This window comes from Dyadobacter diqingensis, assembly GCF_024220585.1.
Lineage (GTDB): Bacteria > Bacteroidota > Bacteroidia > Cytophagales > Spirosomataceae > Dyadobacter > Dyadobacter diqingensis.
This window is the reverse complement of sequence record NZ_JAMXKF010000002.1, coordinates 645,332-671,890: the sequence shown is the minus strand read 5'-3', so window position 1 is coordinate 671,890 and position 26,559 is coordinate 645,332. Positions and strand designations below refer to the sequence as shown.

Here is a 26,559-nt window from a genome sequence, read left to right as displayed (position 1 = left end):
GGTTTAGTCTTGATTTTTACGCACATCGCGATTGGTAAAATTAATCGAAAAGGCGGCGCCACTTTTCACCGAATAGTGAACTTTGCCGCCTATCTGCCGCGCCAGGTCATTAACCAGTTGCAGGCCAAGTGTTGTTGCCCTGGATAAGTCGAAATCCACCGGCAGACCGGGGCCGTTATCGGTATAAGACAACTGGTATTTCCCTTCATCCACGGTATGGATTGCGAGGCTGATTTCGCCTGCCTCCTGATTCGTAAACGCGTATTTGAAAGAATTGGACAGTAATTCGTTCAAAATCAAACCGAGTGGGACCGCAGAGTCGATATCGAGATGCAAATCGGGAATGTCTATCGCAATCGTAACCGTTTTTTGCCTTTGAAATACACTTTGAACCTGCCTGCACAGGTCAGTTACAAACCTTCTCAGATTAATGGTACTGAGGTTTTCTAACTGATAAAGATTCTGGTGAATTAGCGCGATACTCCTTACTCTGTTGCGACCTTCCCGCAAAGCCTCTTTGGCCGTCTCGTCATTCAGTGTTTTACTTTGCAGTTCCAGTAAACCCGAAATTACCTGTAAATTGTTTTTCACCCGGTGATGGATTTCTTTCATCAGCACATCTTTTTCAAGAAGCAGCGCCGACTGTTCCGAGAGTGACTGTTTCAATTGTATCGTCCGTTCGTTAACGGTCTGTTCCAGTTTTCTTTTTTCTTCGGCCAATTGCTTTAACCGGAGTTGAATAATGAAATAAGTCGCCAGTAGAAATGCAAATGCTACGCCTGTAATAAACCACCATTGGAAATAAACAGGTTTTAAAACGGTGATCGGAATATTCAGTTCCCGCTTGTTCCACGCGCCCTCCCGATTTTGCGCCTTAATACGTAACGTAAAGTCACCATAGGGCAATCCACTGATACGAACCGAGTTTTCATTGATATAATTCCAGTTTTTATCAAGTCCTTCAATTTTATAGGCATACCGGTGCCCTTCGTCTTTGGTAAAGTCTAGTAACTGGAAGTCAAGTGTGAAGAATTTGTCGCTGGGTTTTAGCAGGATATGACAATGGAGCAATAATTCGGTTGTTTTGTTGATCAATTCATTTCGCGAGCCGACAAACTGATTAAATGCAATGATCCGCAAAGGCACCTGAGGGTCGGAGATATCGGTCCTGAAATCTCTGGGGTCGAATGCATTCACACCGTTTAATCCACCAAAAAACAGTCGGCCGTCAATACCTCTGAATGATGACGTCCGGTTGAACTCGTTATGAGAGATGCCGTCAATGGTGGTATAAGTATTGATTGAAAAGCTTTTTCGGTTAAAACGGATTAGTCCGTAATCTGAACTGATCCAGAGGTTTCCGAAATTATCGGGTTCGATCCTGTATAAAACATCGGAGGGGAAACCGGCAGTGATGTTAAATTGCCTGACCGAGTTGTTTTTGGGATTCCAGTGGTAAAGTCCCTCACCATTGGTAGCCAGCCAGAATGACCCGTCCGGATCCTGACAAGCGTCTAATAACGTCAACCTGTCTAAAAATGGTGAGCGGAGTTTGGTCATGGCCCAGTGATGATTGACCGTTGACGATTGATAACTGACGATTGACGATTGTCGATTGATCGTTGCGGGTGATATTTTATGGCCGGCGGTCAATCGTCGATGGTCAAACGTCAATTTATATAAACCATTTTCCGCCACTGCCCACACGGTATCTTTTCTGCCCGTAAAAAATCGGTATACAAATTTGGCCGCTGGCGTGGCCGCGGTTGTCATGGGCAGTGAATCAAATTTACCGCTGTTGGAATTGAAGAAGGAGAAACCATTGCTTCTGCCAAGAAGTAAAAGGCTGTCATTCAGTGAGTGCATCGACCATATTTCAGATATCAGGCCGTCCGCAAATGTTGTCACTTTATTTTTTAAGTCATCATATCGCGACAGTACATAACCGCCGGTGTACAATGCTGACCGGTGCCTCACGAGTGCATAATTGATCGCATCGTGCCTGACCGCCTGAATTTTTGCCCCATCTTGGCCGAAAGTATGTGTCCATATATTTGAAAAAACTTTTCCGTCTTTGTCTGCATAAATGCCCCTGGCCTGAGTATTAGACTGAATGGATTGCTGACTGCTCGAAAAATAAGGTTTAAACCGGTTTTTTTTGAGTTTCATCTGCATAACACCCAGGGAGGTGCATAACCAGAGATTGCCAAGTTTGTCTGGGAAAAGCTGGTATACGAACAGATTTTCGAAACCTTTGAGCTCGGATTTGTCGAGAACTTTCACAAACGCATGCTTATTCCATAGATACAGCGCATCATTACCGATGTAAAAAAATGAAGCAGCGCCACCCGGCGCGATACCGGCCTGATACCAGTACCGACCTTTCACAGGACCTAAATTATATTTGGCCAGATCCTGGACAGGGCTCAGTTTGCCTTTCGCTGTGAGCAGATCGACGGAAAACTGATCAGAATTGACAGCCTTGTTATAAGTAATTAAAACTTCATTTTTGTCTGTGAATGCAATGGGTAACGAGCGCCATACACCGTTCTGGCGGAAGGCAACCACCGTGTCACCGGTTACGAAATATTGTTTTTCATCATTGGCTAATTTCAAAACGGCTTTTCCTTCGACGAAGCTGCAATAGGGACCGGAAATCCGATGATCAAATGTAAAATTGATTTTGTTCCAGTCTTTCATCTCATAGCGTAGCCTGAAACCCTTTTTGGAGGAGTACTTCCAAAACCGGAACGGAAATGCCGTTAAAAAACTAACTTCACCGGTGCCGTCATTGGCTATCCAGTACACATCACGCTCTTTGAAAGGTAAGTTGGGAAATGCCGCAGTAAGTGTTTTAATTTCTTTGGTCGTGGCGTCCATCACATCCACTTTCCCGTTTGTAATAAGCTGAAATCCCGTACTTCCATATTCGATAAACAGATGGTTGGCGTCATCGATTGCCAGTTGAACTATCTTGTTGTCTTGTAGTTTATTACGCTGCCTTGTGAAAAGCAGAGTGCTATTGCCATCGTAACGGTTCAAGCCATTTCGCGTACCGAACCACAGAAAGCCAGTAGAATCCTGCAAACCACAAAATACTTCATGAGAGGCAAGTCCGTCTTCAACCGAAAGCAGCCTTTTCGTAATCGTATAGTCAGAATTAATCCGTGCAGAATCGTTGTGCCCTGAAAAAGATTGACCTTTAGCCACAAAAGCCATGGCCAGCAGCCAGCACAAAAGGAGCGTACGTTGCTTGAAAAGCAGAATGAGACCGGTCATTTTAAAACGCTATGAAGCACTGAGAGGGAAATCAACAAAACTCATTTCTTAATCCAGACAAAAAACAAAAACGAAAAAGAGTTGATCGGTTACAAAAGTAGGTAAATATGCGGGAATTTGGAAGTGCGGCGTTTCCTTCTGATTTAAGGTTGAATTTCTTGATTTTGATAAATTTTGCCAGGTATAAGTTCTGCATGGAACAATCTGGTAAATCCCTCATAATACCAGTGTATGATCCTTACGTGGATTACTTAAAAACAAGACAAAAAATCGACGTTCACCTGATTAACTTTGAAAAGCTGCCTGATGTTTCATGGTAATTTGAAGCATCCTATGGAAGAAATGTATCCATGTCAGCCTTGTTAATAGAATCAGGTATTTGCGGTGCTGATCCCCAGTTTTATCACAAGCAGGTAGCTTATTCTACGTTAATTTGCTTTGACTTACTCTGAGATTAAGTAAACCCGGAAATATTTTATTTTTTACCTATAAAAACCGGAGGTTAAGATGTATCGGGAGTAAAATGTTGGCGTACACACGATCAAATATTTATCCTTTACAGTTTTTAGACTATATTCGTTTTTTGCAAATAAATATGACATTGTACAGAAAGTTTTGTGATGAAGAATTGGTCATCTTTCTGATGGGGGGAGATGAGCGGGCATTTACGGAACTGTACAGAAGACACTGGCAAAACCTTTTTAATACCGCCTACAAAAGATTACAGAATCTGGAACAGTCTCAGGATATTGTTCAGAATATCTTCGCAGATCTATGGGAGCGGAGAGGGCAGGTGAATATCGAAAATATTGAGGCCTATCTGCACACAGCGGCCAGATATCAGGTTTTTAAACAGGTAAACCGGCAATCTGACAGCTGTGGATTTTTAAATGATTTTGAAGAAAAACTCGCTGCATCCTGCCAGACAGACGAGGGGATACTTGAAAACGAAGCCCTTGATTTACTTAAATTTTGGATTGCGGCGCTGCCTCCAAAGCGCAGAGAAATATTTTTGCTTCACTACATGGATGATTTTCCAACTTACGAAATAGCCAGCCAACTGGATATCTCTCAGAAAACCGTCCAAAATCAGTTAAACACTGCGGCACATACGCTGCGTTCTCAGTTGAAAAAGATTTTGTTTTTTGAGTTTATGGCATTATCAATGCTCTTCGATTAATTGTTTAATCAGCAGTTAATTTGGCCGTTTTAAAATAATATAAATTTTTTTAAAGATTATTTGGGAGTTGCTGCACTTTGCGGTACATGATAATTGAGCACGCTCTGAATCGCTTTTTCAGTGCTGGTGCCAAATATTTTACAGACTCTCTTATGAATCAGTTTGACGGCAGAAAGGATTTTTTGAAAATGGTACAAAACTATCTGGATGGTACTGCCACGCCGGAGGAAATACAGTTGCTGGAAGCGTATTATGAAAGTCTGGATAAAAATCCCGGCATTCTCAATCAATATACCGATCAGCAGAAAGAAGATCTGGGCTCTGAAATGGAAGCTTTCCTTTTGAACAGAATGGCTGCTTCTGAAACCAGAATCCTGCCGTTATGGAAAAAGCCATGGTTTACTGCTGCCGCTGCTTCGGTGTTGATATTTCTAACACTGGGTACCGGATTTTTTTTAGTGAATAAAAGAAAGCAGGAAACTGCTTTAAAACAGATAACGACTCCGCTTGATTTTACCCCGGGAGAGGATAAGGCCATTCTTACACTGGCCGACGGATCTTCGATCATCCTGGATAGTGCTTCAAACGGGCATATCGCGGACCAGGGCAAGGTTGCGATCAGCAAGAGCGCAGATGGACAGCTCGTTTATGGCCACCAAGATAAAAATATTCAGGATGAGCAACCCGCTCAAATGAATATGGTTTCAACTCCGGCCGGAGGACAGTACAGAATCGTTTTGCCCGATGGCAGCAAAGTATGGCTTAATGCTAAATCGTCGTTGCGCTTTCCTACTTTTTTTGCCGGCAGCGATCGTAAGGTGAGTATTTCCGGCGAATGTTATTTTGAAATAGCCAAGGATAGACGCAAACCATTCATTATTGATGTTAGCGGTAAACAGGAAATTCTCGTGACCGGTACCCATTTTAATGTGAATTCCTACAAGGATGAGGCTGCAATTAAAACCACACTGCTCGAAGGAAGTGTCAACGTAAGGAATCTGACAAAGCCGGGCAAGCTGACTCTGAAGCCCGGAGACCAGTCTGTAATGGCTTCGGATGGAAATTTTCATGTCAGTCAGGTTGATGTAGACGAGGTGGTTGCCTGGAAAAACGGGCTGTTTCAGTTTCAGAAAACTAGCCTGGAAATGGTTATGCGCCAGGTTTCACGCTGGTATAACGTCGAAGTTACGTATGAAACGAATACGCCGAGGAAGACATTTTCCGGCAAAATTCACAGGAACGCCAACGCTTCGCAAATGCTGGAAATACTAAAATTTGCCGGAGTTAATTTCAGAATGGAAGCCACGGAGAAGGAAGGATTGACGGGAAGGATCGTCGTGCTGCCGTAACAACAGATAATTTATGCTAAACCTTTATAAACCAAACCGAACCCTATGAATAGAAAACTACGAGGTCCTTAAAAATCCGGAGTAGTTGACAAAGAAAACCGCAGACGTGTTCGAACCACATCTACGGCAAATCTGAGTTAACCTGCCCGTTAACCGGGGAAAGTAATCGGACAATCACAATCAATGTATTAACTCAAACCTTGTAAAAGTATGAATTTTCATCCTAATGGAAAAGCTATGCCCTGTGCATCGCAGTCTCCCGGATTAAGACTTGACAACATCCGGAAGAAGATCAGGATTTCACCGGACGTTAAAAAACGGCTTATTATGCAAATGAAACTCGTTACATTTTTTCTGACCGTGATCCTGGCCCGTGTGGAAGCGACCGGGTTTGGTCAGCAGATCACGATAAGCGAGCGGAACGCACCGATAGAGCGGGTGCTTCAAAAAATCGAAAAACAGACGGGTTATGTCTTTTTTTATGACACTGATGATATTGAAAGTCTTAATGTGAGTATAGTGCTTAAAAATGCATCGATCGATCAAACCCTGAAAGAGTGTTTTAAAGGCCTGCCGGTAACCTACAAGATCGTTGACAACACGATTGTCATCAGGAAAAAGGATGTTATACAGCGGAAAATTCCGGATGAGGCCAGATTCATTGAACCGCTTAAAATTCAGCCTGCTGAAATTAAGGTGAGCGGCACAGTGACCGATGAAAAGGGGAGTGGCCTGCCCGGGGTCAGTATATTGATCAAAGGGGCCAGTCTTGGTACACTTTCGGATATTTCCGGGAAGTATCAGCTTTCGGTACCCAATGCCAATGCTGTTTTGGTGTTTAGTTTTGTAGGATTTAATACGCAGGAAGTAACGGTTGGGAATAAGTCTGTTATTGACATTTCCCTTTCGCCAGATATAAAAGGTTTGCAGGAACTGGTTGTTGTTGGTTACGGAACGCAGAAAAAAGTAAACCTTACGGGCGCTATCACGGCTGTCAGTGCTGCGGAATTGAACACGCAGGCAGCCTCGAATCTTTCCAATACCCTTGCCGGACGTGCTCCGGGTGTGAACGTGACCAATACTTCCGGACTTGCGGGCGCTTCGTCAACCATTCGTATGCGGGGTAGTTTTGGTGATCCGCTCTATGTAATTGATGGAATTGTACGAGACAGAGATGCATTTGATATGCTGGAAGCGGCGGAAGTGGACCAGCTTAGCTTTTTAAAGGATGCTGCTACGGCTTCCATCTATGGCTCACGTGCGGGAAATGGTGTGGTGATGGTGACCACCAAAACGGGTGTGAAACAAAAACCGACCTTTAACCTGCAATCAAATTACACGACGGGCAGACCAACCCAAACGCTGCTCTCTGACCTTACAACGGCCGAGGATGAGCTGATTTACCAAAACCGGGTAGCGCAGTTCAACGGTACGCCGATCCCAAACAAGCAGCGTGAATTTGATTATTTTAAAGACAAAAAATACAACGTTAACGATTTTATATGGCAAAACCCTTACAGTCACAGGCATTCATTAAGCGTTTCGGGCGGAGATAAAAAACTAACGTACTACTCGCTGCTGAGTTATCGTGGAGAGGAAGGTTCTTACAAGAGTCTTGAACACAATAAGTTTAACATGCGTACGAACGTTACAGCGGAAATTACGGATGATATCAAGGTCAATCTGAACGTTTCGGCAACCCAGCAAAATCACGACCGTTTTTACTGGCCCTTTACCGGCGAAGATGATTTTGACGTATCGGATTTATATCGTGTGACCTTCAACTGGCCTAAAACCTACCCATTTTATTTAGAGGCGGACGGAACACCGGTGAATCACGTCACAAAGTACCCCGTACAAACCCCAATGGGAAGCTGGCAGGCATGGAGTGTTATTGATCAGGTGATTGGTGACCGTTATATCAAGACCAGAAGACGGAATATGAACTCGATCCTATCGATGGATATCAAACTTGATAAGCTGATTCCCGGGCTGTCTACCAAAATTGTCGGTAATTATTTGGCGGATGATTTCATGCGCAAAAAATATCTGACCTATCAGAAAAACTATGTTTTCAACCAAGCTGATGCCAATGGCAACCGGTTTGTTCCCGCAGCTCCGGATGAGAGCAAAACAAATATTTTTACTTTCAGTCAGAACCAGCCTTTTTTGAATTACAATATCAGTACCGGATGGAGTTATCAGTTTGACTGGTTTGCCAATTACTCACGTACTTTCAAAAAACACGGTGTTGAAGGGCTGATTGTTTTTGAACAGGCACAAAACGGGGGGTATAGCGCAATCGCTCAACTGGAAGATCCGCTTACTTCTTATGATCAGGGATTTGTGTATTCGACTGATACAGAACGAAGAAATGGGAACGCCTGGGAAGAGCTGGGTGCTCGTCGTTCCTGGATCGGAAGGTTTAATTACAACTATGATAGCCGGTACATAGCCGAATTTTCGTTCCGTTATGATGGCAACACGTTGTTTCCGGAAGAAAAAAGATGGGGTTTCTTTCCATCTGTCTCAGCAGCATGGAGAATATCGGAAGAGGCTTTTCTGAAAGATAAAACCAACTTCCTTGAAGATCTTAAACTGCGGGCTTCTTATGGTACCACAGGTAATGATTTAGATATTAACAACGAAAAAATAGGCGCGTTTAGCTACAATTACCTTTATTCGAATTCGGGAGGGTATATTTTTGGAGACAAATTATATCAAAGCATAGCTCCGGGAGCGACACCCAATAAAAATCTAACATGGGCGACTTCAACAACCTACAACGTTGGACTTGATTTTGGAATGCTTAAAAACCGGTTGAACGGAACACTTGATGTTTTCCTTAAAAAGGAAAAAAATATTCTGGGTTCAAGACTGGTGACACTTCCCGACAATTACGGACAGAGTCTGGCTCCTGAAAATTATGCTGCAAGATCATGGAGAGGCGGAGAGCTTTTTGTGGAGTGGCGCGATAAGGCCATTGACAACAAGGTCAACTATTCGGTGACGGCGAATATCGGTTATGCCATTGACCGCTGGGATATCATTGATGAAGGAGCGGCTTATAAGGAAGGTGGCAACCGTCATTTTGAAAGCAAGGTTGGGCATCCGGCTAACCGTATTCTGGGTTTACGTACAATGGGTATGGTTCGCACGCAGGATCAGCTTGACGGCATTCTTGCGAGTGGGTTAAAACAGTTTGGACGGACACCTTATCTTGGCGGCCTCTATTTTGAAGACGTAAGAGGTGACGGCTATTCGGCAGGGCCTGACGGGAAAATAGATGGTAACGACAGACAGGTATTGTCCAATAATGGCGCTCCCCGGATCAATTATGGTTTTGGGTTGAACATTTCCTACAAAGGATTTTCGATTAATTCGCTTTTCCAGGGTGTGGGTGCCTATGACCGGATTATCAGCAATCAGGAAGGTGCGGGGATGAGGCAGCATGGTGGCACGGTTCGTCCTTATTATCCGATTTGGGCTTCTGATGTATGGACTCCCGAGAATACCGGTGCAAAATACCCGCGGCCTGTCGGCCAAAACTGGTATGAATCGGGTTCGGAGGCCACTTCATTCTGGATCAGAAACGGCGCTTATCTACGACTTAAAGTTTTGAACATTGCATACAATCTGCCCAAGGCCTGGACTTCCCGACTGAAACTTTCCAGTACCCAGATCTTCTTGAATGGTACCAATTTATTTTCAGTGTCGAAAGTGAAAGAGTTTCACGATCCGGAGCAGAAAAACTACGATTCGTTTCCGATCATGAAAACATTTACTGTGGGTTTAGACTTTAAATTTTAGGAAATAACGATATGAAAAAGATACTCTATCTAATAATCTGTTTAACAGGTTTTTTATCATCCTGTCACGACGTTCTGGATATCGAAGATATTAACAACTATAACCCGGAACTTGTCTGGAACGACGAAAATCTTGCCAATGCCTACATGGCCAATCTGTATCCGATGTTTGGAAACTGGAATACCGGCGCGGATGCATTTAGTCAGCAGCTTGCGGGCATTCCGTTTTACTCAGACCGGATCACGATTACCAACGGCGAGTTCAAACTGTGGAATTACGGCCGGATCCGTCTTATTAATCAGGCCATTGTTGATGTAAACAGCGGTAAGCTTTCTGATGTTGTGAAAGGAAATATCACTGCTCAGGCACTCTTCATGCGTGCATTTACTTATTTTGACATGGTTCGTTATCACGGCGGCGTGCCCTATATTACGGTCCCGCAGGATCGTTACGAAGACGACCTTTTTGTGCCAAGAAATTCCACAAAAGAGTGTTTTGATCTGATCGTCAAAGATCTTGATGAGGCCATAGCAAAATTACCTGCCCGCATTACAACCAGCTCGAAGGATTTTGGCAAAATTGACCGGAATTTCGCGTTGGCGTTCAAAGCAAAAGTTTTGTTATTGAAAGCATCCCCGCAGTTTAATCCTTCCAAGCCCTGGGACAATCAATATTGGGCTGATGCTTATGCTGTTAATAAAAGGGCCTATGAGGATTTGAAATCACAAGGTTATGCGCTGGCCGCTAATTATGAGGATGTTGCCCTGGTTGAACGGGGGCCGGAGTCAATTTTTACGGTGATTAATTCTTATCCGAACAAAGTGGCTGGCTGGGATAACGGTGTGCGACCGGGATCCGAAAGCCGTGGACCTGCTTCGTCTGTTCCTACCTGGGAATATTTGAAGGAGTTTCCGATGAAAGATGGAAAAATGTTTAACGATCCAACCGGGAAGTATTCAAAATCAGAAGCGGAGCTTTTGCAAACGTTCTGGAAAGACAGGGATCCGCGTTTTAACAAATCCATTGTCTGGAACGGTAAAGTATATGAAGTTTCGGGAAAATCAGGGAAACGCCAGTACACCGCACTTGGAATTGCTCATGAACTGGATGATTTTGGAGTGAATCCCAAGGCTGGTGTTAACTCTACTAACCTCGACCGTTACACCGGATTTTTTATCCTGAAAAACAGTCTTTTGAAACTGGCTCAGGCGGAAGTGCAGCAATATGACGTGGATTATGTACTCATGCGTTTTGCCGAAGTCATGATCAATTATGCAGAAACGGCCAATGAAACCGGAAAAATGGATGAGGCACTCGATATCCTCAAACAGATCCGCAAACGCGCAGGCATAGAGCCTGGAACGGATGGGAACTATGGAATTACTGCAAAAACGCGTGCTGAAATGCGTGAGACCATCTTATCAGAACGTAATATTGAATTCAGTTTCGAGGGACACCGTTTCTGGGATCTGCGTCGGCTGCGTATGCTGAACCGCCTGGACGGAACTACCAAACATGGTGTTGAAGCCATTGCGGTGTTACCTAATGGCCAGGATATGCCAATTGGCGACGCCCGGACCAAAGCGGATAAGTATGAACTTGTCGAGTCGGATTTTAAATACAGCGTTCTTCAGGTTCCGCGTTCCGGTGTGAAAGTGAATGTCGTGCCGGATAAATATTATTTCTTTCCGATACAGCAGGATTTGCTTGACAGAAACAAAAGCCTGACGCAAAACAAGGATTGGGGCGGTACCTTTAACCCGACATTGGAGTAACGTCAGTCTCTCAATAAAGCCGATAAAATCGCTTCTCTTTCGACTTGTTTGAAAGAGAAGCGATTTTTTTTATGTTATGTATTGGTATTATTTGTTTGATATTCAGTAGTTTGATTGGTATTTTATTGTTCGTTATGATACGTTTTTGCAATGTTGTTCTTGATGATATTATAATATTTCGGGATTGTAATCCTGTAATATTATGATATTTCCGGATTACAATCCCGTAGTATTATGTATATTTGATATTAAGATACAATGTTATGATAACAAGACTGCTCCAAAATAAGATCGAACAACGACTTTTTAAAGGAAAGGCTATTTTACTTTTCGGTCCCCGCCAATCCGGAAAATCTACTTTGGTGGAATCCGTATTGGCTGGCAGAGATCATCTTTATCTCAACGGTGATGATGCCGATGTCAGGGAAATTCTCACCAACACGACCGCAGCAAAATTACGTTTGGTTGTGGGCAACAAGAATATCCTCTTTATCGATGAAGCTCAGCGCATACCTAACATTGGTCTTACACTTAAATTGTTTACCGACCAGATCAAAGACGTTCAGGTTATCGCCACCGGTTCTTCTGCATTTGAATTATCCAGTCAGGTGAATGAACCTCTGACAGGGCGTAAATATGAGTTTATGCTTTATCCGTTAAGTTTTTCGGAAATGGTCGGGAAGAATGGATTAATCGGAGAGAAAAGGCTGTTGGAACACCGGATGATTTACGGCTGTTATCCTGAAATTGTTACAAAGCCAGGTGAAGAAGCTGAACTGTTAAAGCTTTTGGCAAGCAGTTATTTGTATAAAGATTTGTTGATGTTGGAGCAGATCAAAAAGCCGGTTATTCTTGAAAAGTTATTAAAGGCGCTTGCTTTACAAGTTGGAAGTGAGATCAGCTATCAGGAGATCGGGCAAACCATTGGGAGTGATGCAAAAACGGTCGATAAATATATTGATTTATTGGAGAAAACCTATGTTGTTTTCCGCCTGCCCGCGCTGAACCGCAACGTACGAAACGAAATTAAAAAAGGGAAGAAGGTATACTTTTATGACAACGGTATTCTAAATGCCATTATCAATAATTTTAAACCGGTACAATCCAGAACCGATGTCGGTGCTTTATGGGAAAATTTCATTATTTCTGAGCGAATGAAATTTTTGCACTATAACAATATTGATGTAACTTCTTATTTCTGGCGGACGACACAGCAGCAGGAAATTGACCTGATTGAGGACCACGGAGATACGCTGGAAGCGTATGAATTTAAATGGAGCAAGAGAGAAAAAGTCCGTTTTTCGCAAACCTTTACTGACAATTATATTGGTGCCAAAACATTGGTTGTTTCGCCGGACAATATCGAAGATATTTTATTGTAGACGGTTAATCCTATTCATATCTCCGGCTCCAATGGGATTACTATACTTCTGATTTTTCGAAAAATATAAGGAAATTCCTCCGGCGATCTTGGAGTAAATATTAAAATGACAAGTCTTAGTTAAAACAAATGATGTAGCATGACGTTAAGAATATTTTTAATCAACCTCACCTGTTTGATTTTTTCGACCGGCCTGATGGCACAGGATAAGGCAGCAAATTTACAAAGGCTTTTTGACACGCTGGATGCCCGAAACAATTTCAACGGTTGCGTGCTGGTTGCCGAAAAGGGTAAAATTCTTTTCGAAAGGGCTTATGGTTTTGCAGATAAGGAAACAGACCGGTTTTTGACAACGGAATCTGTTTTTGAACTGGCTTCGGTGTCGAAAGGTTTTACTGCGATGGGAATTATGCAGCTGAAAGAAAAGGGAGTACTTTCTTATGATGATTCTTTGCGTAAATTTTTTCCGGATCTTCCTTATTCCGGTGTTTCAATTCGTCACCTTCTGACCCACACATCCGGGATTCCTGATTTTATGGGTTGGAGTGACAAGGAAATAGACGTTACCAAACACAATTCCAATATTGATATTCTGAAAATACTACCGGTAAAGTATCGCACAATTGTTCATCGGCCGGGATCGAAATTCCTTTACTCCAATACGAATTATCTGATTCTTGCAAGTATAATCGAAAAAATTTCGGGCGTTTCGTTCTCTGAATATAGTTATCAAAATATCTTTTTGCCTGCCGGGATGATTAAGACTTTCGTGTCTACAAGATACGTTGCCCAAAAGCGAGCCAATTATGCTAATGATTATTTGTGGGATGCGGATAAAAACCGGTTTGTAAAAGCAGATAGTCTGGAACTATATGTGTCCTACCTGGCCAATGTAAACGGCGCCTACGGCATCAGCAGCAACTTAGGTGATCTTTATAAATGGGATCAGGCGTTGTCAATGAACATACTGGTAAGCGAGGCCACAAAAAAAGAGGCATTTTCTCCCGTGAAATTTGATAATTCAGTGGAAATTATAAGATCGGAATTGGGGTTGCCTAGTGTTTTTGGCTGGCAGTTATTATCCAATATACCAGGAAATAATGATGTTTTTGGCTTGGGGAATTATGGAGGATACAATACGCTTATTGTAAGAAAGGTATCCAAACAACAGACCGTTATTTTGCTGACAAATGTTAAAGAGTCAATACAGATAATGGATGTAATGGACTCCATTGACCAGATTCTGGAAGATGAAACTTACACCTTGCCGGATCCGATTATTATGCAAAAGAGTATTGTTTTGGACAAGAAAGAACTTCTGTCTTTGCAGGGTACCTACATTTCTGCCGATACAGATTTTCCTGAAACGAAAATCAGAATGGTAGGCAATGGTCTTTGCATGAAGGTAGGCGATATGTTGGAACAGCATATATTTCCTGAATCACCCGACACATTCTTTTTAACAAATTCAGCGAATAAAATAAAATTTATCAGAAACATCCAGGGGAAAGTGGAAAGTATAATACTGCTTGCCCCTAACACAAAGAGGATGTTGCATTTGAAAGAATAAAATCAAATGTTTTTCAGCGGTTCAGAGCGTAGTAAATCACATAAAGCCAGCTAAAAATACCATGGATGATGGCCCACATGATGGATCTGTTTTCTGACCAGGAAATGGCTACGGCAATGGCAGAACCGAGTCCAATACCATTGTTGACCACTGTTTGTTGTGCGTTGGTATTGGCAAGAGCAAGAAATGGTGTTAGTGTAAATGCAATGATAATCAATGTTGTCAGCGGAAATTTTTTGATCATATTCGTGATGTAAACGTTAGAGGGTTTGACGGGCAAAATAGCGAACGAATGGCAAAACTCCCAACAGATATTAAATTTTGATCTGTCGGGAGTTTTGTTATTTTAACCAAGATCAATAACACGTTCAACATTAATCTGTTGTAAAAAATATGTATCGTGAGACACCACGAGTAATGTACCCTCATATTCGTTGACAGCAGAGGTCAGAATTTCAATGTTTTGAATATCCAGATTGTTGGTCGGTTCGTCCAGGATAATCATGTCCGGAGCCTGATGGGCTATGGTCAGGCAACACAATATTAACCGCATTTTCTCACCTCCGCTCAGACTGATACAGGATTTATCCCAATCGTTTTTTGCAAACAAAAACCGGTTAAGCCTGATTTTTACATCATGCTCCTGCAAAGCGCCGGAATTAAACTGCTGCGCCTGCTGATAAACACTGAGATGATTAGCAATCAGCGAGTAATCCTGATCAATATAAATTGCGCGCATATCGGCCCGATGGATAATACCGGTTTTTGGCTGCAAGCTGCCGAGCATCATTTTGATCAGCGTCGTTTTACCTGAACCGTTAAAACCTTTGATTACAATGCGTTCTCCGCTTAAAATCTGGAAGTTAAGCGATTTGTTCCACAGCAATTGCTGACCATATCCGGCATTAATGCTCTCCGCTGTAATCAGTATTTTTCCTTTATGCAATGTGGAATCGTCGAAACCGAATTTCATTTTATCCACGTCAGGTAATTCCTTTCGCAGCTGGCTCAATTCATGTGAAATGGCATCGACCTTTCCGGAATGGACATCTTTCATGCGGGAAGTGCTTTTTTCGGCGTTGTTTCTGAATGTGTTCATGGAAATGGTCGGCAACCCTGCCTTTTCCTGTTTTTTCTTCCCGCGCGCATCCAGTTTTTGCTGCCGTTCCAACGACTCCCTTTCTATCTCTTTTGCCTTACGAAGCGCCTTCTCCTTACTTTTTAAATCCTGATTCAACGCATCACTTTCGATTTTTTTCTGCTCGGTATAAAAGTCGTAGTTACCGCCATAAACGGTTATGCCACGTTTACCCAGCTCACAAACTGTATTAAGCAGGTTTAACAATGTTCTGTCGTGGCTTACGACCAGCAGCGTATTGGATGTGAACCTGATATAATCATAAAGAAGGTTTCTGCTTTGCAGGTCCAAATGATTGCTGGGTTCATCCAGTAAGACGATTTTTGGCTGGTGAATCGTGATGCCGGCAAGGAAAACCTTGGTCTTTTGTCCACCACTCAGCGTCTCCATTTTTTGTGTCAGATCCAGATCATCAAGCTTCCATTGAGACAACGCCTCGCTGCACCTTTCCGAAATTGTCCAGTCATCGTCAAGCAGCGCAAGGTTTTCTTCCGTTACATGGCCATCCAGTATGTGCTCCAATGCCATGAGTTTATCCTCAATCCTTAAAGCTTTGGCAATGGTATAGTCATTGAATTGTCCAAAAATCTGCGGGACATAATAGGGGACATCCTCTGTTTTGACAAGTCCGTCGGAAGGTTGTAAAAGCCCGGCCAATATTTTCAGGAGTGTAGATTTTCCTGACCCGTTATTGCCAATTAAGGCAATTTTATCTTGTTTACGGACATTGAGACTGATGTTTTCAAACAGCAAATCCCTATCCGGATGGATATAGGTTATATTTTGTAAAATAAGCATTATTTCTTTCTTAAAATGAATAGTCACAGGAGACGTGATCGCCCCTATTTAATTTTTTGTCTGAAAGAAACTGTATTTCACATAATGCCTGCTCTTTGAATTTGGAATGCAAATATAGTAATTTTTTCGAAGTCAGGTAGGGGCTTGCGGAAGGAGTATGAGGTTTTGGGAGCGATGTTTAGGAATTTAACAGCATAGGGTTTGCCACCCTGTGCTGTTAAATACTCTATGATCAGAAATTTTTATTGTAACGATATCTCTTCAAATATCGAGTAAATGAGATCGACAAGTGCAGCCGGTTCTCTATGTTTGGACAGGAAATAATCCGCGCCTGCTGCCAGACTTTTGCTAATGCTTTCGCGATCATCACTCCCCGAAAGAGCAATGATTTTAATTTCCGGCCATTGGCTCTTTACAATAACAGCCGTTTGAAAACCATTCATGACAGGCATTTCCAGATCGAGAAGTATGATGTCCGGTTTCTGAGAAACTTCGGTTAATTTGTCAATACATTCTTTCCCGTTTTCACTGGTAAATGCAATGGCAATATTGTTTGAGGATAAGACGTATTTGGTCGCATGACGGGCAAGAGGGCTGTCGTCAACGATGGCTACAAAACGAGAGGGTTCTTTTTTCATCTATAAGTTGAGTTTATAATTCATGAGGGAGTTTTCCGGTATATCTTCTAAACCAGACAGAAAAGGTACTTGATTTTTTAAATCCCAGCGCCATTGCCAGTTCTTTGACCGTCATTTCTTTCCTTTTTAAAACTTCAATGGCATATATCATTTGAAGTTTTCGAAAATATACCAGCGGAGTCATTTGATAAATTCTCTTAAAACTATTTTTAAGTTTGGTAGGAGAAATGTAAAAATCAGCTGCCAGCGCATTGATGCCCGGAAACTTGTTTTGTATTTGTCTTTCAAGCTGGGTAATAATCCGGGCCATTAACTCTTCATCGGCTCTGAGCCCCCGGGCAGAGGTCGATTCGGTAGAGGAAATTTTAAAAAACAAATCTGTAATGTCAAGGGTATTGGCTGTGAGCGAAAGGTTATAGTTAAAGTTAGAACGATTTTGTCTTAACAGATAGTGAAGCTTTTGAAGGGCCATGGTTTCGATTTCATGCGTGTTCCTTACCAGATCTCCTTTTCCGGTGGAAATAATCTGACTCGGTTGGAAAAGTCTCGAATCAGGTGCAGAAAAATTCAGGAATTTTTTTAGATACCGGCCTGAGAAGACAAGACGATAACACTTGACCGGCGATTTTTTTCGGATATAAATTTTGTAAGTCGTGGTAGGACCGCTAAAAATAGTGATATTTTTATTCCATTTGATTTCTTCGCCAAGCTGATAGCCAAATGAATTCCTTGCTTCATAATAATTGATCGAAAAGTATTGGTTCGTGGCGTTCTTAGGTTGATAAACGTAACAGGTGTCAGCCTTTTCTTCCGTTTCCAGAGAAAATACCCAAAATCCTTTGTTGATCTGCTGATAAAATATTTCGGACCAATCGTATTGGCTGTCAGAGAGGTAATCTTTTTTAGTCGAATGGAATCTACCAGGGTGCATTTTTAAATGTTTGACATACTGAACAGGCTCCATTCTTTTAAGGATTACCTTTTGAAATTTCTCTTCCATGGAAATTGCAGTACCTTATGGAATCATTCACAATTCCCGGTACCACATATAGCTTTTTTTACAACGTATGGTTTTAAGACCGGCAATTTTACAGAATTAAACGGCTTTAAAAAGACTTAAAGACTCCCTGATAAGCCCACTTAAAGCATGATTTTCTTAATATCGGCAGATTGTTTAGTTTATATTGAAGAAAAAATATAATTTTTCCTAATATGTGTTTTTGTAAGTAATTGATTACTAGTAAATAATCAATGTTTATAACCGAAGGTTATATTGAAGAAATTATGGGTGGAAAAATGTAACCGTTTTTGGAATAATTGTGATTGCCCTGGCCGGGAACGCAGGAAATTCAGATGGTTTTCAGGTTATAACCGCATCAGATGACTACGCCCGAAGCCATTGTGAAATTTGCAAACATTGGTCGGTTCTGCGTTTTCAGTATTTGTTTTGTTTAACAGAAGGGCTGAATATTTTACGGATTATCTCCGATTCCGGCACATAGTTCAGGGATAGAATCTTTGATCAAACACAGATTTACGCCTATTTGTTGATGTCTTTTTCAGAAAACAACCAGGAAAACAAAGGAAGTAGAGGCCAAAACAGTACGTTATTTGCAACCCTGGGCCAGTTGGGCTTGTCCTTGCGGAGCTCTCTGGCGGAATACCAGATTAACACAAAACCGGAAATGATCAATGCGATGGCCATGTTGTCTATGGTTTGGTTGTCAGTAGTTTAGAGTAAATATATTATTTTTTATGCCTACACCAAAGTATTATTACTTGGACGGATGCTGGCTACAATAAAATAACTATTTTATTAGTTTTGAGAAGTGAGGGGGAGAATGGGCGTTATAGCCCCAACATAAAATCATTTTAAACAAGTGCCTATGTTTTCATTCCTATTACTCTGGACTCTATGCAGTATGCCTCAAACGACGGCCCCGGCGTCATTTGCCAGTGATACCATCAGTATCTATGGAAGCTGCTGGGACGTTGCGACCGGTGTAGATCTGAAAGTAAATGTAACCGCGCTGGTGGATGGGAAAAAACTAAACGTCGGATCAAGCAACGAAAACGGCATATTTGATTTGCCTATTCCTGTTGCTGCAAGCCATCTTACTTTTGAAGCCAGGGGATATCGACCGGTTTCAACAGCCATGTTTGTACCTGATAAAAACCAAAAGAACGAAAGATTTAAAATCGGGATGACGATGATTGCGCTGGACTCGCAGCTCATTGGCAGTCCCTATAAACCGGGAATCAAAAAAACAGATGTTGCCGCCAATGGCGACGGAGCCGTCCAGACACATTTCGAGGTGCGGGATGCTTATATGAACAAACTACTGACTGCCAAAATTTGCCTGACATTTGTCAAAAGCGGGCAAACCTATTGTTTGAATACTGATTCTGCCAGCGCGCCAATGGTATCGTTTGTCGGTGAACTGGATGATGTGGATTTGAAAGTGACCGCAGATGGATTTGAAAGTTATCACGGAGGCCTGAAAATTGACCCTGGCAGGACAGGAGATTATCTTTACCAGGTCAAGTTGTTAAAAATCGTTTCACCAATACTTGCGCTTACCTTAAATTCTCCTGACAGTCTGAATGTGGAATATTTCATTACGCAAAACGATTCATCCGGGACATGGCTGCCGTTTGTCAAAGGAAAACCATGGACGGACATTATGCTGAAAAATGTAAAACCGGGTAAACATACTATCAAAGCTGTTCTTGCCGGCAGCAAAACCGTGCTTTTGGAAGAAAATTTCAACGTAATGCCGGGTTTGAATTTCAGAGCGATCCATGTCGATATCCCATTGCCAAAATCTGATAATACAGTTGTTTCGGCCGGTAATCACACTTCGGGCAGGTCGCCTGATAACGTCACGCTCTATTTTGACCAGAGCAGTTATGCGTTAAGAACAAAAACAAAATTGACGCTCGACTCAATTTCCGGCTTCCTAACCAAAATGCCTGACAGTAGGGTGCGGGTAACCGGTCACACGGATAATGTCGGAAAACATGCTTTAAATGTAAGTTTATCTGAATACCGTGCCCGCGTTGTGGCGAATTATCTCAGACAAAAAGGGATTGAGCCACAGCAAATCGATTTTAACTGGAAAGGCCCGGACTCTCCGGTTGCAGTCAATGACAGCGAAGAAAACAAGATAAAAAACAGGCGGGTGGAGGTGCAGGTTTTTCGGAAATGAGTTAAGCTTAATGCGATATGCGCGGGAGATTTCAGGAGTTTGTTCTTTTTTCGGGTTTAAGTTAGAGTATTTGAATTTTGAAATTTCCGGTCAGTAATTTTTAAGTCAATAGTTACTGACTGGCTGAAAAAGCAGGTTGGCGGCAATCCTGGAAGCATTAATTTACGAGCCACTTTTAATAGCTGGTCATATATCTTGTAAATTTTTGTTAGCCATCACATGGATAAATTACTGAATGCAGGCGCCCAGGCGTTGCGAAAAGCGGCCCTCAATCAGGAGGCAAAGGATTTTTTATTGGGTAACGAGGTTTTGTTCAAAACCGTACGAAAAGCAGCTGACCGGTATATCGGTGGAGAAACCCTGGCGGAAACAACCGAAAAGGTGGCTCAGGAAAACAAAAACGGTTTCAAATGTTCGATCGAGTTTATGGGGGAGAACGTAAAGTCGGAAGAGGAAGCCAATGAAGCCACGGCGGAGTTCGTTAACATTTGTCAGGCAATTATTGATAAAAACCTTTTCTCGACTGTTTCGCTGGATCTATCTCATATCGGACTGGGTATTTCCCGTGACTTGGGTGCCAATAATCTGAACAAAATATGCGTTGCCGCTGCCACGGGGAATATTGAGGTTATCATCAGTGCCGAAGGAACGGATCAAACCGATCATGTGATCGAAACGTATAAAAATGCTTCAAAAAGCCACGACAATCTTGCGATTACGCTGCAAGCTTATTTGCACCGGACGCAGGATGATTTTCAGGAACTGATCAAAGAACCGGGAAGAATCAGAATTGTGAAAGGTGCTTTTGAAACCGCAGAAGGACTTTCAATTCCGAGAGGCGAGTTGTTAAACGATACTTACCTGGGTTATGTTGACAGGCTCTTATCGGCGCAGCATAAGTGTTCGATAGCAACACATCATCATCAGATTCAGCAGGAAGTCAAAAAACTGATCGATCAATATAAGCCGGAAAAATCTTTTTACGAGTTTGAAAGTCTTTACGGGATTCAAACGCAGCAGCTGACAGCCCTAAAAGACGAGGGTTATGTTACGAAAATGTACTTCGTTTACGGAAGGGAGTGGTATTTGTATTTATGCAACAGAATTGCCGAATATCCCATGAATTTGTTTCAGGCGCTGGCTGATATTGTCGGGGCGGAATAGGTTATTAGAATTGTCAAATTAAAAGTAATGTTCGTGTCGTCGGCACCATATCCGGAATTTCGGAGATGGTGTTGCGACACTTGCATGATCCCCAAATTTTCCGGCGAAAAAGATGGAAATTTGTCTGACAAAGCTTATTTTTAAGGGACATTCTTCATCAATACGCACTAATTTTCACAATGATGATTTTAACCTGTATCATTTTTGTATTTCTTACTTTGTTGTGTTTTTATCTTTCGATATACCTCGACGCAGGAAGGATAACGATATGGGGCTACCTGCCGACTATATTGTTCAGCCTGGCATTTGCCTATTTGCCCGGAGCGTATGGCCCCAAGTTTATCGGAGCTTTTATTGCGGGTGTAATGCTTATGTTAAAACTATTGTATGATTATTTAAAGCGGCAAAAATTCAGCGCAAAGGATTATATTGATTTGAAGAATAAAGATGAAGGGAATATGACCGGGTAAAAGAATGCATTGATTGCATGTGGTAAAATTCCCGAATTTTACTCTACTATTATCTTCTGAGTTTTCGTAATTCCTTCCTGATCCGATATTCGTAGCACGAAGTTTCCGGCAGGAAGAATAAGTGCTTTTTCTGACTGGTTATTTATTTCAATCTGATCAACAGGGACAGCGTTTTCGTCCTCGTTTTCATAATATGCCCCAACGAGGCAGGGGAATTTTACATCAAACTTTATGGTGGTTAAATCAAAAACTTTCCATGCGTTGTTTCTTTGGAGCCAATCGGGTCTGCCGGAGATAAATTTTGTCCGTGGATGTATTATTTGCAAATCAGTCTGGGCGGAATCCGCACCGGGATTTACTGGTTTATGTTTTTTATCGATTAAAACTGCTGAAAAATCTATCTGTTCAGGTTTGTAACAGGGAGATTCGAAATTTGGTGAATTATGCTCACTGAGCTCCACCTGGTCAATGGTAAGCGGGTTAATGCCTGAAAGTTCTTTCAGCTGACCGGCCATTGCTTTGCCCCAGGCCGGATAGTCTCCTTCCACTACATGGTTAAACCCGCAATGCAGCAAAATCTTTGCACCAGGATCTTGGTTTAATACTTTTTGAATATTTTTTGCTTGTCCGATTTCCCGGATTTTTCCGTTCCCATCCGCTTCATAACCGAAGACAAAGAAACCGATTTTGAGCGCTTTTCGGATCATATTTCCAAATTGGGGTTCTTTGGAGTAGTAGCCGTCATTTTGCATCGGCCACTTACGAATATTTATCAAAGAATCTTCGGCCAGTGCTTCAAGACCCAGATAGCGAAAGCCATTTTGGTACAATCCTTCGAGCAGCGATTCTGTGAAAACCCTGTGTAAAGGCTGGTGATGCGCCTCGTTAACAATAATAATCTGTTCATTTTTACTCTGATCGACGATATAATCCTTTGCAGAAATGCTTTCATAATTGCTCAACACAACATTGTTATCACAATCTTCCGCCGATTCCGATTCCAGCGCGCGGTCAAAAGCTGATAATGCTTTTTGATATTCTCCGATAAAAGAATAGCTCCATGCGGCGAAATGAAAACTCATCGACGCGCTATCAGCAAGCGTTTTCTTTATCTCACTGTTTGTCTTATAACCTTCTGTTTCCTGCGCGCATATACTGTGCGAAAGAAAAAACGTAATGCACAATGACTGGGCTAATCGATAAAGACATTTCATTTTTTAAAGCTGCGTTGTGAACAATGTACGCCGGCAATGTACGGAAATTTAAAACTATGTCATTAGTTTGGTATGGCTAGGATTGTGAAATTTATTTTACCTACTCAAGATTACCCTTAGAAACCATTACAAAGGTTCTTGGTGTAAACAATAAGTTGAAATTGTAAATCCAGAGCTCCATGTATTAAACTTGCGATTTACTTTACGACGCAAAATGCAGATAACGTTTACAGATACAGGTTTAATTTTATTAATATATTAAATCGATAGGGGTATCGCTATTAGATCAGATAACCGCTAATACATCTTTCAGTGTTTGGTCAGAAAATATGGCTTGAATATTCTCACGTACTTAACTGAGAAAAATCATCAAAATATATTATAGTAAAGGAGTAGATTTACGACTTGTAACCATTTGTTAATAAAATTGATATTGTTTGTAACTATTTGTTTCATTAACTTAATTAAAACAGCAATGATTAAATTAATACCTCCTCATTTCAAGGTCAAAAAAAAAGACCTGTCCAGATTGTCATTTGAGTCAAAAAATTTTAGTCTAATGGGTTTGTCTAAACGTCCACTACATTTTTTGATAGTTTTTTTATTACTATTTGTTATTCCTTTTTGCCAGGTATTTGCACAGGTTGAAACAGTACCAAATGGTTGTTATGCTTTTAAAGTGGCTAATAATAATAAGTTTCTTACGAATGTAAATGGAAAGCTAAAAGTGCAACCTAACAACGGGAGTTTGGATCAAGTATTCAGACTGGACGGTGGTCATTCGAGTACTAAATTGGTTGCTCAAGGAGGAACTAATAGGGGATATATTAACTATAATTATTCTCCGTCTATGGCCGCAGGGGATGCGGTGGAACTCAAAAATACTTTCCCACCAGCAACTTCCACCAACGCGGAGGCAGATGCTCCTCTTTGGCAGACAATTCTCCTTTCTCCCGGAATCTATGGAATTAGAACACCTGTGCTGCCAATGAATCCGCCTACCGGCTGGGCACAGTTTTCATTTGGTAGTACTTTGGATTGGGGAAATGGTAGTTCGAACTCTAATATAAGTGATATCTATTTGGTCACTCAGTCTGATATGAACCTTCATGGGTCTAATAAGTGGGTGCTCGAACCGCGTACTTGTCCTGCTGATTTTTGTGATTATAATATCGCAAGCCTTACTTCTACCGATTATAACCCAGCTTACGGGACTTACTTTACTTTAACTGCAAATTGTGTTGGCGGAGGATGCGTAGGTTTAACTTATCGTTGGTACCCCAGCGATGGGTTGACAAGCGCTGGAAATACTACTGCTTATCAGTCAGGTTTTCCAACTTCTACCTCTCCGACCATATTTAAGGTTGAAGCTTGGAAAGACGGTTGTCCTTTGGACGTGAAAAGCGGTAGTGTTGCTGTAAACATGCAACCTGCATCAAGTAATTTCAGCCAGTGTCTGGAATCCGAATCTTCGAACGGCAATGGTAGCATCACCAGCGATCCGAATGCCTCGAATGGTCAGACAAGAGGCGACGAAAATAACAATGGTCAGTACGTCGATTATGCGATAACAGGCGTACCTGCTGCAGGTACTTACAGCGTTAAATTACGATATTATGCATCCTCCGCTCCAATCGTTAATGTTCAGGTCAACGGAGGCTCCGGGCAAACCGTCAATTTACCTGCTACATCTTCCTGGAATATCGTTTGGACTGAGCAAACTATATCAGTTAATTTGAATGCGGGCAGTAACACAATTCGTATTCAGGGTATCGGTGGAGGAAGTTGCCGTCAGGATAAAATATGTGTCAGCAATGGTTCAGGTGCCCGTTTTGGGATAGATGTTTTAACATCTCAGGAGTCTGGTTCTAAACATGAGCTAAACATATCTCCTAACCCAAATAACGGTAATTTTTTTGCTAGCTTCTATCTGGAAGCGGGCAAAAAGGCCAGTTTGAAAGTTATTGATATGAATGGCAGGATTTTACAGGAAAGGGGAATTTTAGGGAAAGGAGCGCATAAGGAGAAAGTGCAAATTGACGGAAATACAGTCGGTAGTTTTCTTGTTCAGGTGCTGAAAGAAGATGGACAGCAAGTAAAAAAAGTGATGATAGCAAGATAAAATTTTATTCAGGACGATATCGGTATTTGATAATTCCCTGGCTCAAATGATTGAGTTGGGGAATTATTAGTTAAAATTTACTAAACCCTCCCAGCTGTTTTTTAAATGCTCGTTCTCTCAAATCCTATTTAGATGGTCTGAGAAGCAATGATGTTTTTTTGAAATCCCGTAATCGGCGATTCAGTGCTGTAAGATCACGATCTTGACGCACTTGATTTAGAGAAAAGTAATCTTATTACAAAGATAGAATTTGGCAAACCTTGGGACGTCGAATCTTTATTAAGATTAGCTTTTGTTTTATAAAAATTAAGACTTTGTTGTGTTCTGATTTTGCTTAACTCGTGCCGTTCTCACGATTTTACGCACTAAATTTTGTTATCATTTATTCCAATTGTAAATTTACAACTGTAAAAAATTAAATCATGACATACATCAGCGCACAGCCATATTTTACCAACACATGGGATGACATATGTTACCCGGTGGAGCCTGTCTGGCTGGCGGATATACTTCCGGATTATGACATCATGGCAACTGATCGTCAGCAGATTATCGTCGGGAAACCAGATGGAGGAAGAAAAACTATTTTTGGGATACAGAGCGCCGATTATGCGATCATTCCCAACGCGGTCATCAGAGAGGTTGTGGATGAGTTGTTTCCAAGTTATACCCTTCAGATAAAATATACTACTACGGGTGAGTTCAGTATTACCATCATTTTTCCGGAGGAACTTTCGGTGGGAGGTGAACAGCTTCATCGTAGTCTGATTCTGACCAATAGCTACAATGGCAAGACGCCGTTTAGTATTCAGGGACAAACGCTGACTTCCATGCTTGACGAAACCGCACAGCCGGGAAGCAGTTTTTACAGGGCTTTGTGCCAGAATGGATTAATGGGTTGGGCAGATCCTTTTGCTGAACTATCTGTTTATCGCCATTGGTTAAAGGAACTCTCCAAAGGAAAGGATAAGAAGCAGTCGCTCAAAAGTTCTGCAAAGGCGCAAAAAAGTGTTCAACCCGCTTCTTCGGTGCGAAAAATTCATCACAGCAGGTTGACACCGGAGTTATTCCGTCAGCAGCTGCATGAGTTATTGTCGGGGCATTTACGTGCCAAGCCTACACTCACCGCAAATGTTTACGAAAGTTTCCATCAAAAAGCGGTAACAAAAGCCGATGATGGCTTGCTTCGTGCTTTGCCAATTCCTGTGCAGTTAGCCAAACAGGCACAGGACCGCCTGCGACTGGAGGAGCGTTTGCTGGGTTCGGAGCCGTCATACTGGCTCATGTATAACGCCGTCAATTATGCACTGTTCAACGCCCGCAGCAGTTTGACGCTCAATGATCGTTACCGGTTGGACGAGCGGGTATTCCATCAGCTGGCAGCTCGTTCCCTTGCCTGAGTTAGTTTTTTAAATACATTTCGATACATCAACAAGAGAATAAAAACCACCTAAAATCTGAC

General features: G+C 42.0%; 18 protein-coding genes. 12 read left to right on the top strand and 6 right to left on the bottom strand.

Features of this window, described 5'->3' with window-relative positions; translation table 11 throughout:
* Window positions 1–3 precede the first annotated feature (3 nt).
* Window positions 4–3,279 carry a histidine kinase dimerization/phosphoacceptor domain -containing protein gene (locus tag M1L62_RS08305; RefSeq protein WP_254412569.1) on the bottom strand — a complete coding sequence of 1,092 codons (3,276 nt, stop codon included), beginning with the start codon at window positions 3,277–3,279 and terminating at the stop codon, window positions 4–6.
* A 595-nt stretch (window positions 3,280–3,874) separates the two neighbouring features.
* Here M1L62_RS08305 and M1L62_RS08300 point away from each other — a divergent pair.
* The 6 genes from M1L62_RS08300 (at window position 3,875) to M1L62_RS08275 (ending at window position 14,344) form a co-directional block, all read left to right on the top strand.
* On the top strand, window positions 3,875–4,459 hold the full coding sequence (locus M1L62_RS08300; protein ID WP_254412568.1) for an RNA polymerase sigma factor: 585 nt from the start codon (window positions 3,875–3,877) through the stop codon (window positions 4,457–4,459).
* Window positions 4,460–4,611: 152 nt separating this feature from the next.
* Window positions 4,612–5,808, top strand: coding sequence for a FecR family protein (locus M1L62_RS08295; protein WP_254412567.1), 1,197 nt, complete (start codon window positions 4,612–4,614; stop codon window positions 5,806–5,808).
* A 210-nt stretch (window positions 5,809–6,018) separates the two neighbouring features.
* Window positions 6,019–9,618, top strand: a complete 3,600-nt coding sequence (locus tag M1L62_RS08290; RefSeq protein ID WP_254412566.1) for a SusC/RagA family TonB-linked outer membrane protein — start codon at window positions 6,019–6,021, stop codon at window positions 9,616–9,618.
* Between the two features lie 11 nt (window positions 9,619–9,629).
* A complete protein-coding gene (locus tag M1L62_RS08285; protein WP_254412565.1) occupies window positions 9,630–11,393 on the top strand; it encodes a RagB/SusD family nutrient uptake outer membrane protein in 1,764 nt (587 codons plus the stop codon).
* 263 nt (window positions 11,394–11,656) lie between these two features.
* Window positions 11,657–12,775, top strand: coding sequence for an ATP-binding protein (locus tag M1L62_RS08280; RefSeq protein ID WP_254412564.1), 1,119 nt, complete (start codon window positions 11,657–11,659; stop codon window positions 12,773–12,775).
* A 138-nt stretch (window positions 12,776–12,913) separates the two neighbouring features.
* The gene (locus M1L62_RS08275) at window positions 12,914–14,344 is read left to right on the top strand and encodes a serine hydrolase (RefSeq protein WP_254412563.1); all 1,431 of its coding nucleotides are present in this window, start codon (window positions 12,914–12,916) and stop codon (window positions 14,342–14,344) included.
* 13 nt (window positions 14,345–14,357) lie between these two features.
* On the opposite strand, the gene M1L62_RS08270 is transcribed toward M1L62_RS08275, so the two are convergent.
* The 4 genes from M1L62_RS08270 to M1L62_RS08255 all read right to left on the bottom strand — a co-directional run bounded on the left by M1L62_RS08270 (window position 14,358) and on the right by M1L62_RS08255 (window position 17,918).
* The gene (locus M1L62_RS08270; RefSeq protein ID WP_254412562.1) at window positions 14,358–14,588 is read right to left on the bottom strand and encodes a hypothetical protein; all 231 of its coding nucleotides are present in this window, start codon (window positions 14,586–14,588) and stop codon (window positions 14,358–14,360) included.
* 102 nt (window positions 14,589–14,690) lie between these two features.
* Window positions 14,691–16,280 carry an ABC-F family ATP-binding cassette domain-containing protein gene (locus M1L62_RS08265; RefSeq protein ID WP_254412561.1) on the bottom strand — a complete coding sequence of 530 codons (1,590 nt, stop codon included), beginning with the start codon at window positions 16,278–16,280 and terminating at the stop codon, window positions 14,691–14,693.
* 242 nt (window positions 16,281–16,522) lie between these two features.
* Window positions 16,523–16,918: a response regulator gene (locus M1L62_RS08260; RefSeq protein WP_254412560.1), complete on the bottom strand. Its 396-nt coding sequence runs from the start codon at window positions 16,916–16,918 to the stop codon at window positions 16,523–16,525.
* Window positions 16,919–16,931: 13 nt separating this feature from the next.
* Window positions 16,932–17,918, bottom strand: coding sequence for a helix-turn-helix transcriptional regulator (locus tag M1L62_RS08255; RefSeq protein ID WP_254412559.1), 987 nt, complete (start codon window positions 17,916–17,918; stop codon window positions 16,932–16,934).
* A 550-nt stretch (window positions 17,919–18,468) separates the two neighbouring features.
* Here M1L62_RS08255 and M1L62_RS08250 point away from each other — a divergent pair.
* From M1L62_RS08250 to M1L62_RS08235, 4 genes are all read left to right on the top strand, one after another.
* Entirely contained in the window at window positions 18,469–18,654 is a 186-nt protein-coding gene (locus M1L62_RS08250) for a hypothetical protein (RefSeq protein WP_254412558.1), read from the top strand.
* A gap of 150 nt (window positions 18,655–18,804) precedes the next feature.
* Window positions 18,805–20,127 (top strand): OmpA family protein, encoded by a 1,323-nt coding sequence (locus tag M1L62_RS08245; RefSeq protein ID WP_254412557.1) that lies wholly within the window; start codon window positions 18,805–18,807, stop codon window positions 20,125–20,127.
* Window positions 20,128–20,346: 219 nt separating this feature from the next.
* Window positions 20,347–21,291, top strand: coding sequence for a proline dehydrogenase family protein (locus M1L62_RS08240; protein WP_254412556.1), 945 nt, complete (start codon window positions 20,347–20,349; stop codon window positions 21,289–21,291).
* 179 nt (window positions 21,292–21,470) lie between these two features.
* Window positions 21,471–21,761: a hypothetical protein gene (locus tag M1L62_RS08235; protein ID WP_254412555.1), complete on the top strand. Its 291-nt coding sequence runs from the start codon at window positions 21,471–21,473 to the stop codon at window positions 21,759–21,761.
* A gap of 38 nt (window positions 21,762–21,799) precedes the next feature.
* Here M1L62_RS08235 and M1L62_RS08230 read toward each other — a convergent pair whose 3' ends face one another.
* Complete coding sequence (locus M1L62_RS08230; RefSeq protein ID WP_254412554.1) at window positions 21,800–22,975, bottom strand: hypothetical protein; 1,176 nt, start codon at window positions 22,973–22,975, stop codon at window positions 21,800–21,802.
* Between the two features lie 433 nt (window positions 22,976–23,408).
* Between M1L62_RS08230 and M1L62_RS08225 the strand changes: the two genes are divergently transcribed.
* Together M1L62_RS08225 and M1L62_RS08220 are read left to right on the top strand one after the other, a co-directional pair.
* Window positions 23,409–25,097, top strand: coding sequence for a T9SS type A sorting domain-containing protein (locus tag M1L62_RS08225; protein ID WP_254412553.1), 1,689 nt, complete (start codon window positions 23,409–23,411; stop codon window positions 25,095–25,097).
* A gap of 422 nt (window positions 25,098–25,519) precedes the next feature.
* Window positions 25,520–26,497 carry a hypothetical protein gene (locus tag M1L62_RS08220; protein WP_254412552.1) on the top strand — a complete coding sequence of 326 codons (978 nt, stop codon included), beginning with the start codon at window positions 25,520–25,522 and terminating at the stop codon, window positions 26,495–26,497.
* The last annotated feature ends 62 nt before the right edge of the window (window positions 26,498–26,559 follow it).

Coding starts and splice junctions, on each gene's coding strand:
- M1L62_RS08305 (WP_254412569.1), bottom strand. CDS start 3,279: ATGACCGGTCTCATTCTGCTTTTCAAGCAACGTACGCTCCTTTTGTGC.
- M1L62_RS08300 (WP_254412568.1), top strand. CDS start 3,875: ATGACATTGTACAGAAAGTTTTGTGATGAAGAATTGGTCATCTTTCTG.
- M1L62_RS08295 (WP_254412567.1), top strand. CDS start 4,612: ATGAATCAGTTTGACGGCAGAAAGGATTTTTTGAAAATGGTACAAAAC.
- M1L62_RS08290 (WP_254412566.1), top strand. CDS start 6,019: ATGAATTTTCATCCTAATGGAAAAGCTATGCCCTGTGCATCGCAGTCT.
- M1L62_RS08285 (WP_254412565.1), top strand. CDS start 9,630: ATGAAAAAGATACTCTATCTAATAATCTGTTTAACAGGTTTTTTATCA.
- M1L62_RS08280 (WP_254412564.1), top strand. CDS start 11,657: ATGATAACAAGACTGCTCCAAAATAAGATCGAACAACGACTTTTTAAA.
- M1L62_RS08275 (WP_254412563.1), top strand. CDS start 12,914: ATGACGTTAAGAATATTTTTAATCAACCTCACCTGTTTGATTTTTTCG.
- M1L62_RS08270 (WP_254412562.1), bottom strand. CDS start 14,588: ATGATCAAAAAATTTCCGCTGACAACATTGATTATCATTGCATTTACA.
- M1L62_RS08265 (WP_254412561.1), bottom strand. CDS start 16,280: ATGCTTATTTTACAAAATATAACCTATATCCATCCGGATAGGGATTTG.
- M1L62_RS08260 (WP_254412560.1), bottom strand. CDS start 16,918: ATGAAAAAAGAACCCTCTCGTTTTGTAGCCATCGTTGACGACAGCCCT.
- M1L62_RS08255 (WP_254412559.1), bottom strand. CDS start 17,918: ATGGAAGAGAAATTTCAAAAGGTAATCCTTAAAAGAATGGAGCCTGTT.
- M1L62_RS08250 (WP_254412558.1), top strand. CDS start 18,469: ATGTCTTTTTCAGAAAACAACCAGGAAAACAAAGGAAGTAGAGGCCAA.
- M1L62_RS08245 (WP_254412557.1), top strand. CDS start 18,805: ATGTTTTCATTCCTATTACTCTGGACTCTATGCAGTATGCCTCAAACG.
- M1L62_RS08240 (WP_254412556.1), top strand. CDS start 20,347: ATGGATAAATTACTGAATGCAGGCGCCCAGGCGTTGCGAAAAGCGGCC.
- M1L62_RS08235 (WP_254412555.1), top strand. CDS start 21,471: ATGATGATTTTAACCTGTATCATTTTTGTATTTCTTACTTTGTTGTGT.
- M1L62_RS08230 (WP_254412554.1), bottom strand. CDS start 22,975: ATGAAATGTCTTTATCGATTAGCCCAGTCATTGTGCATTACGTTTTTT.
- M1L62_RS08220 (WP_254412552.1), top strand. CDS start 25,520: ATGACATACATCAGCGCACAGCCATATTTTACCAACACATGGGATGAC.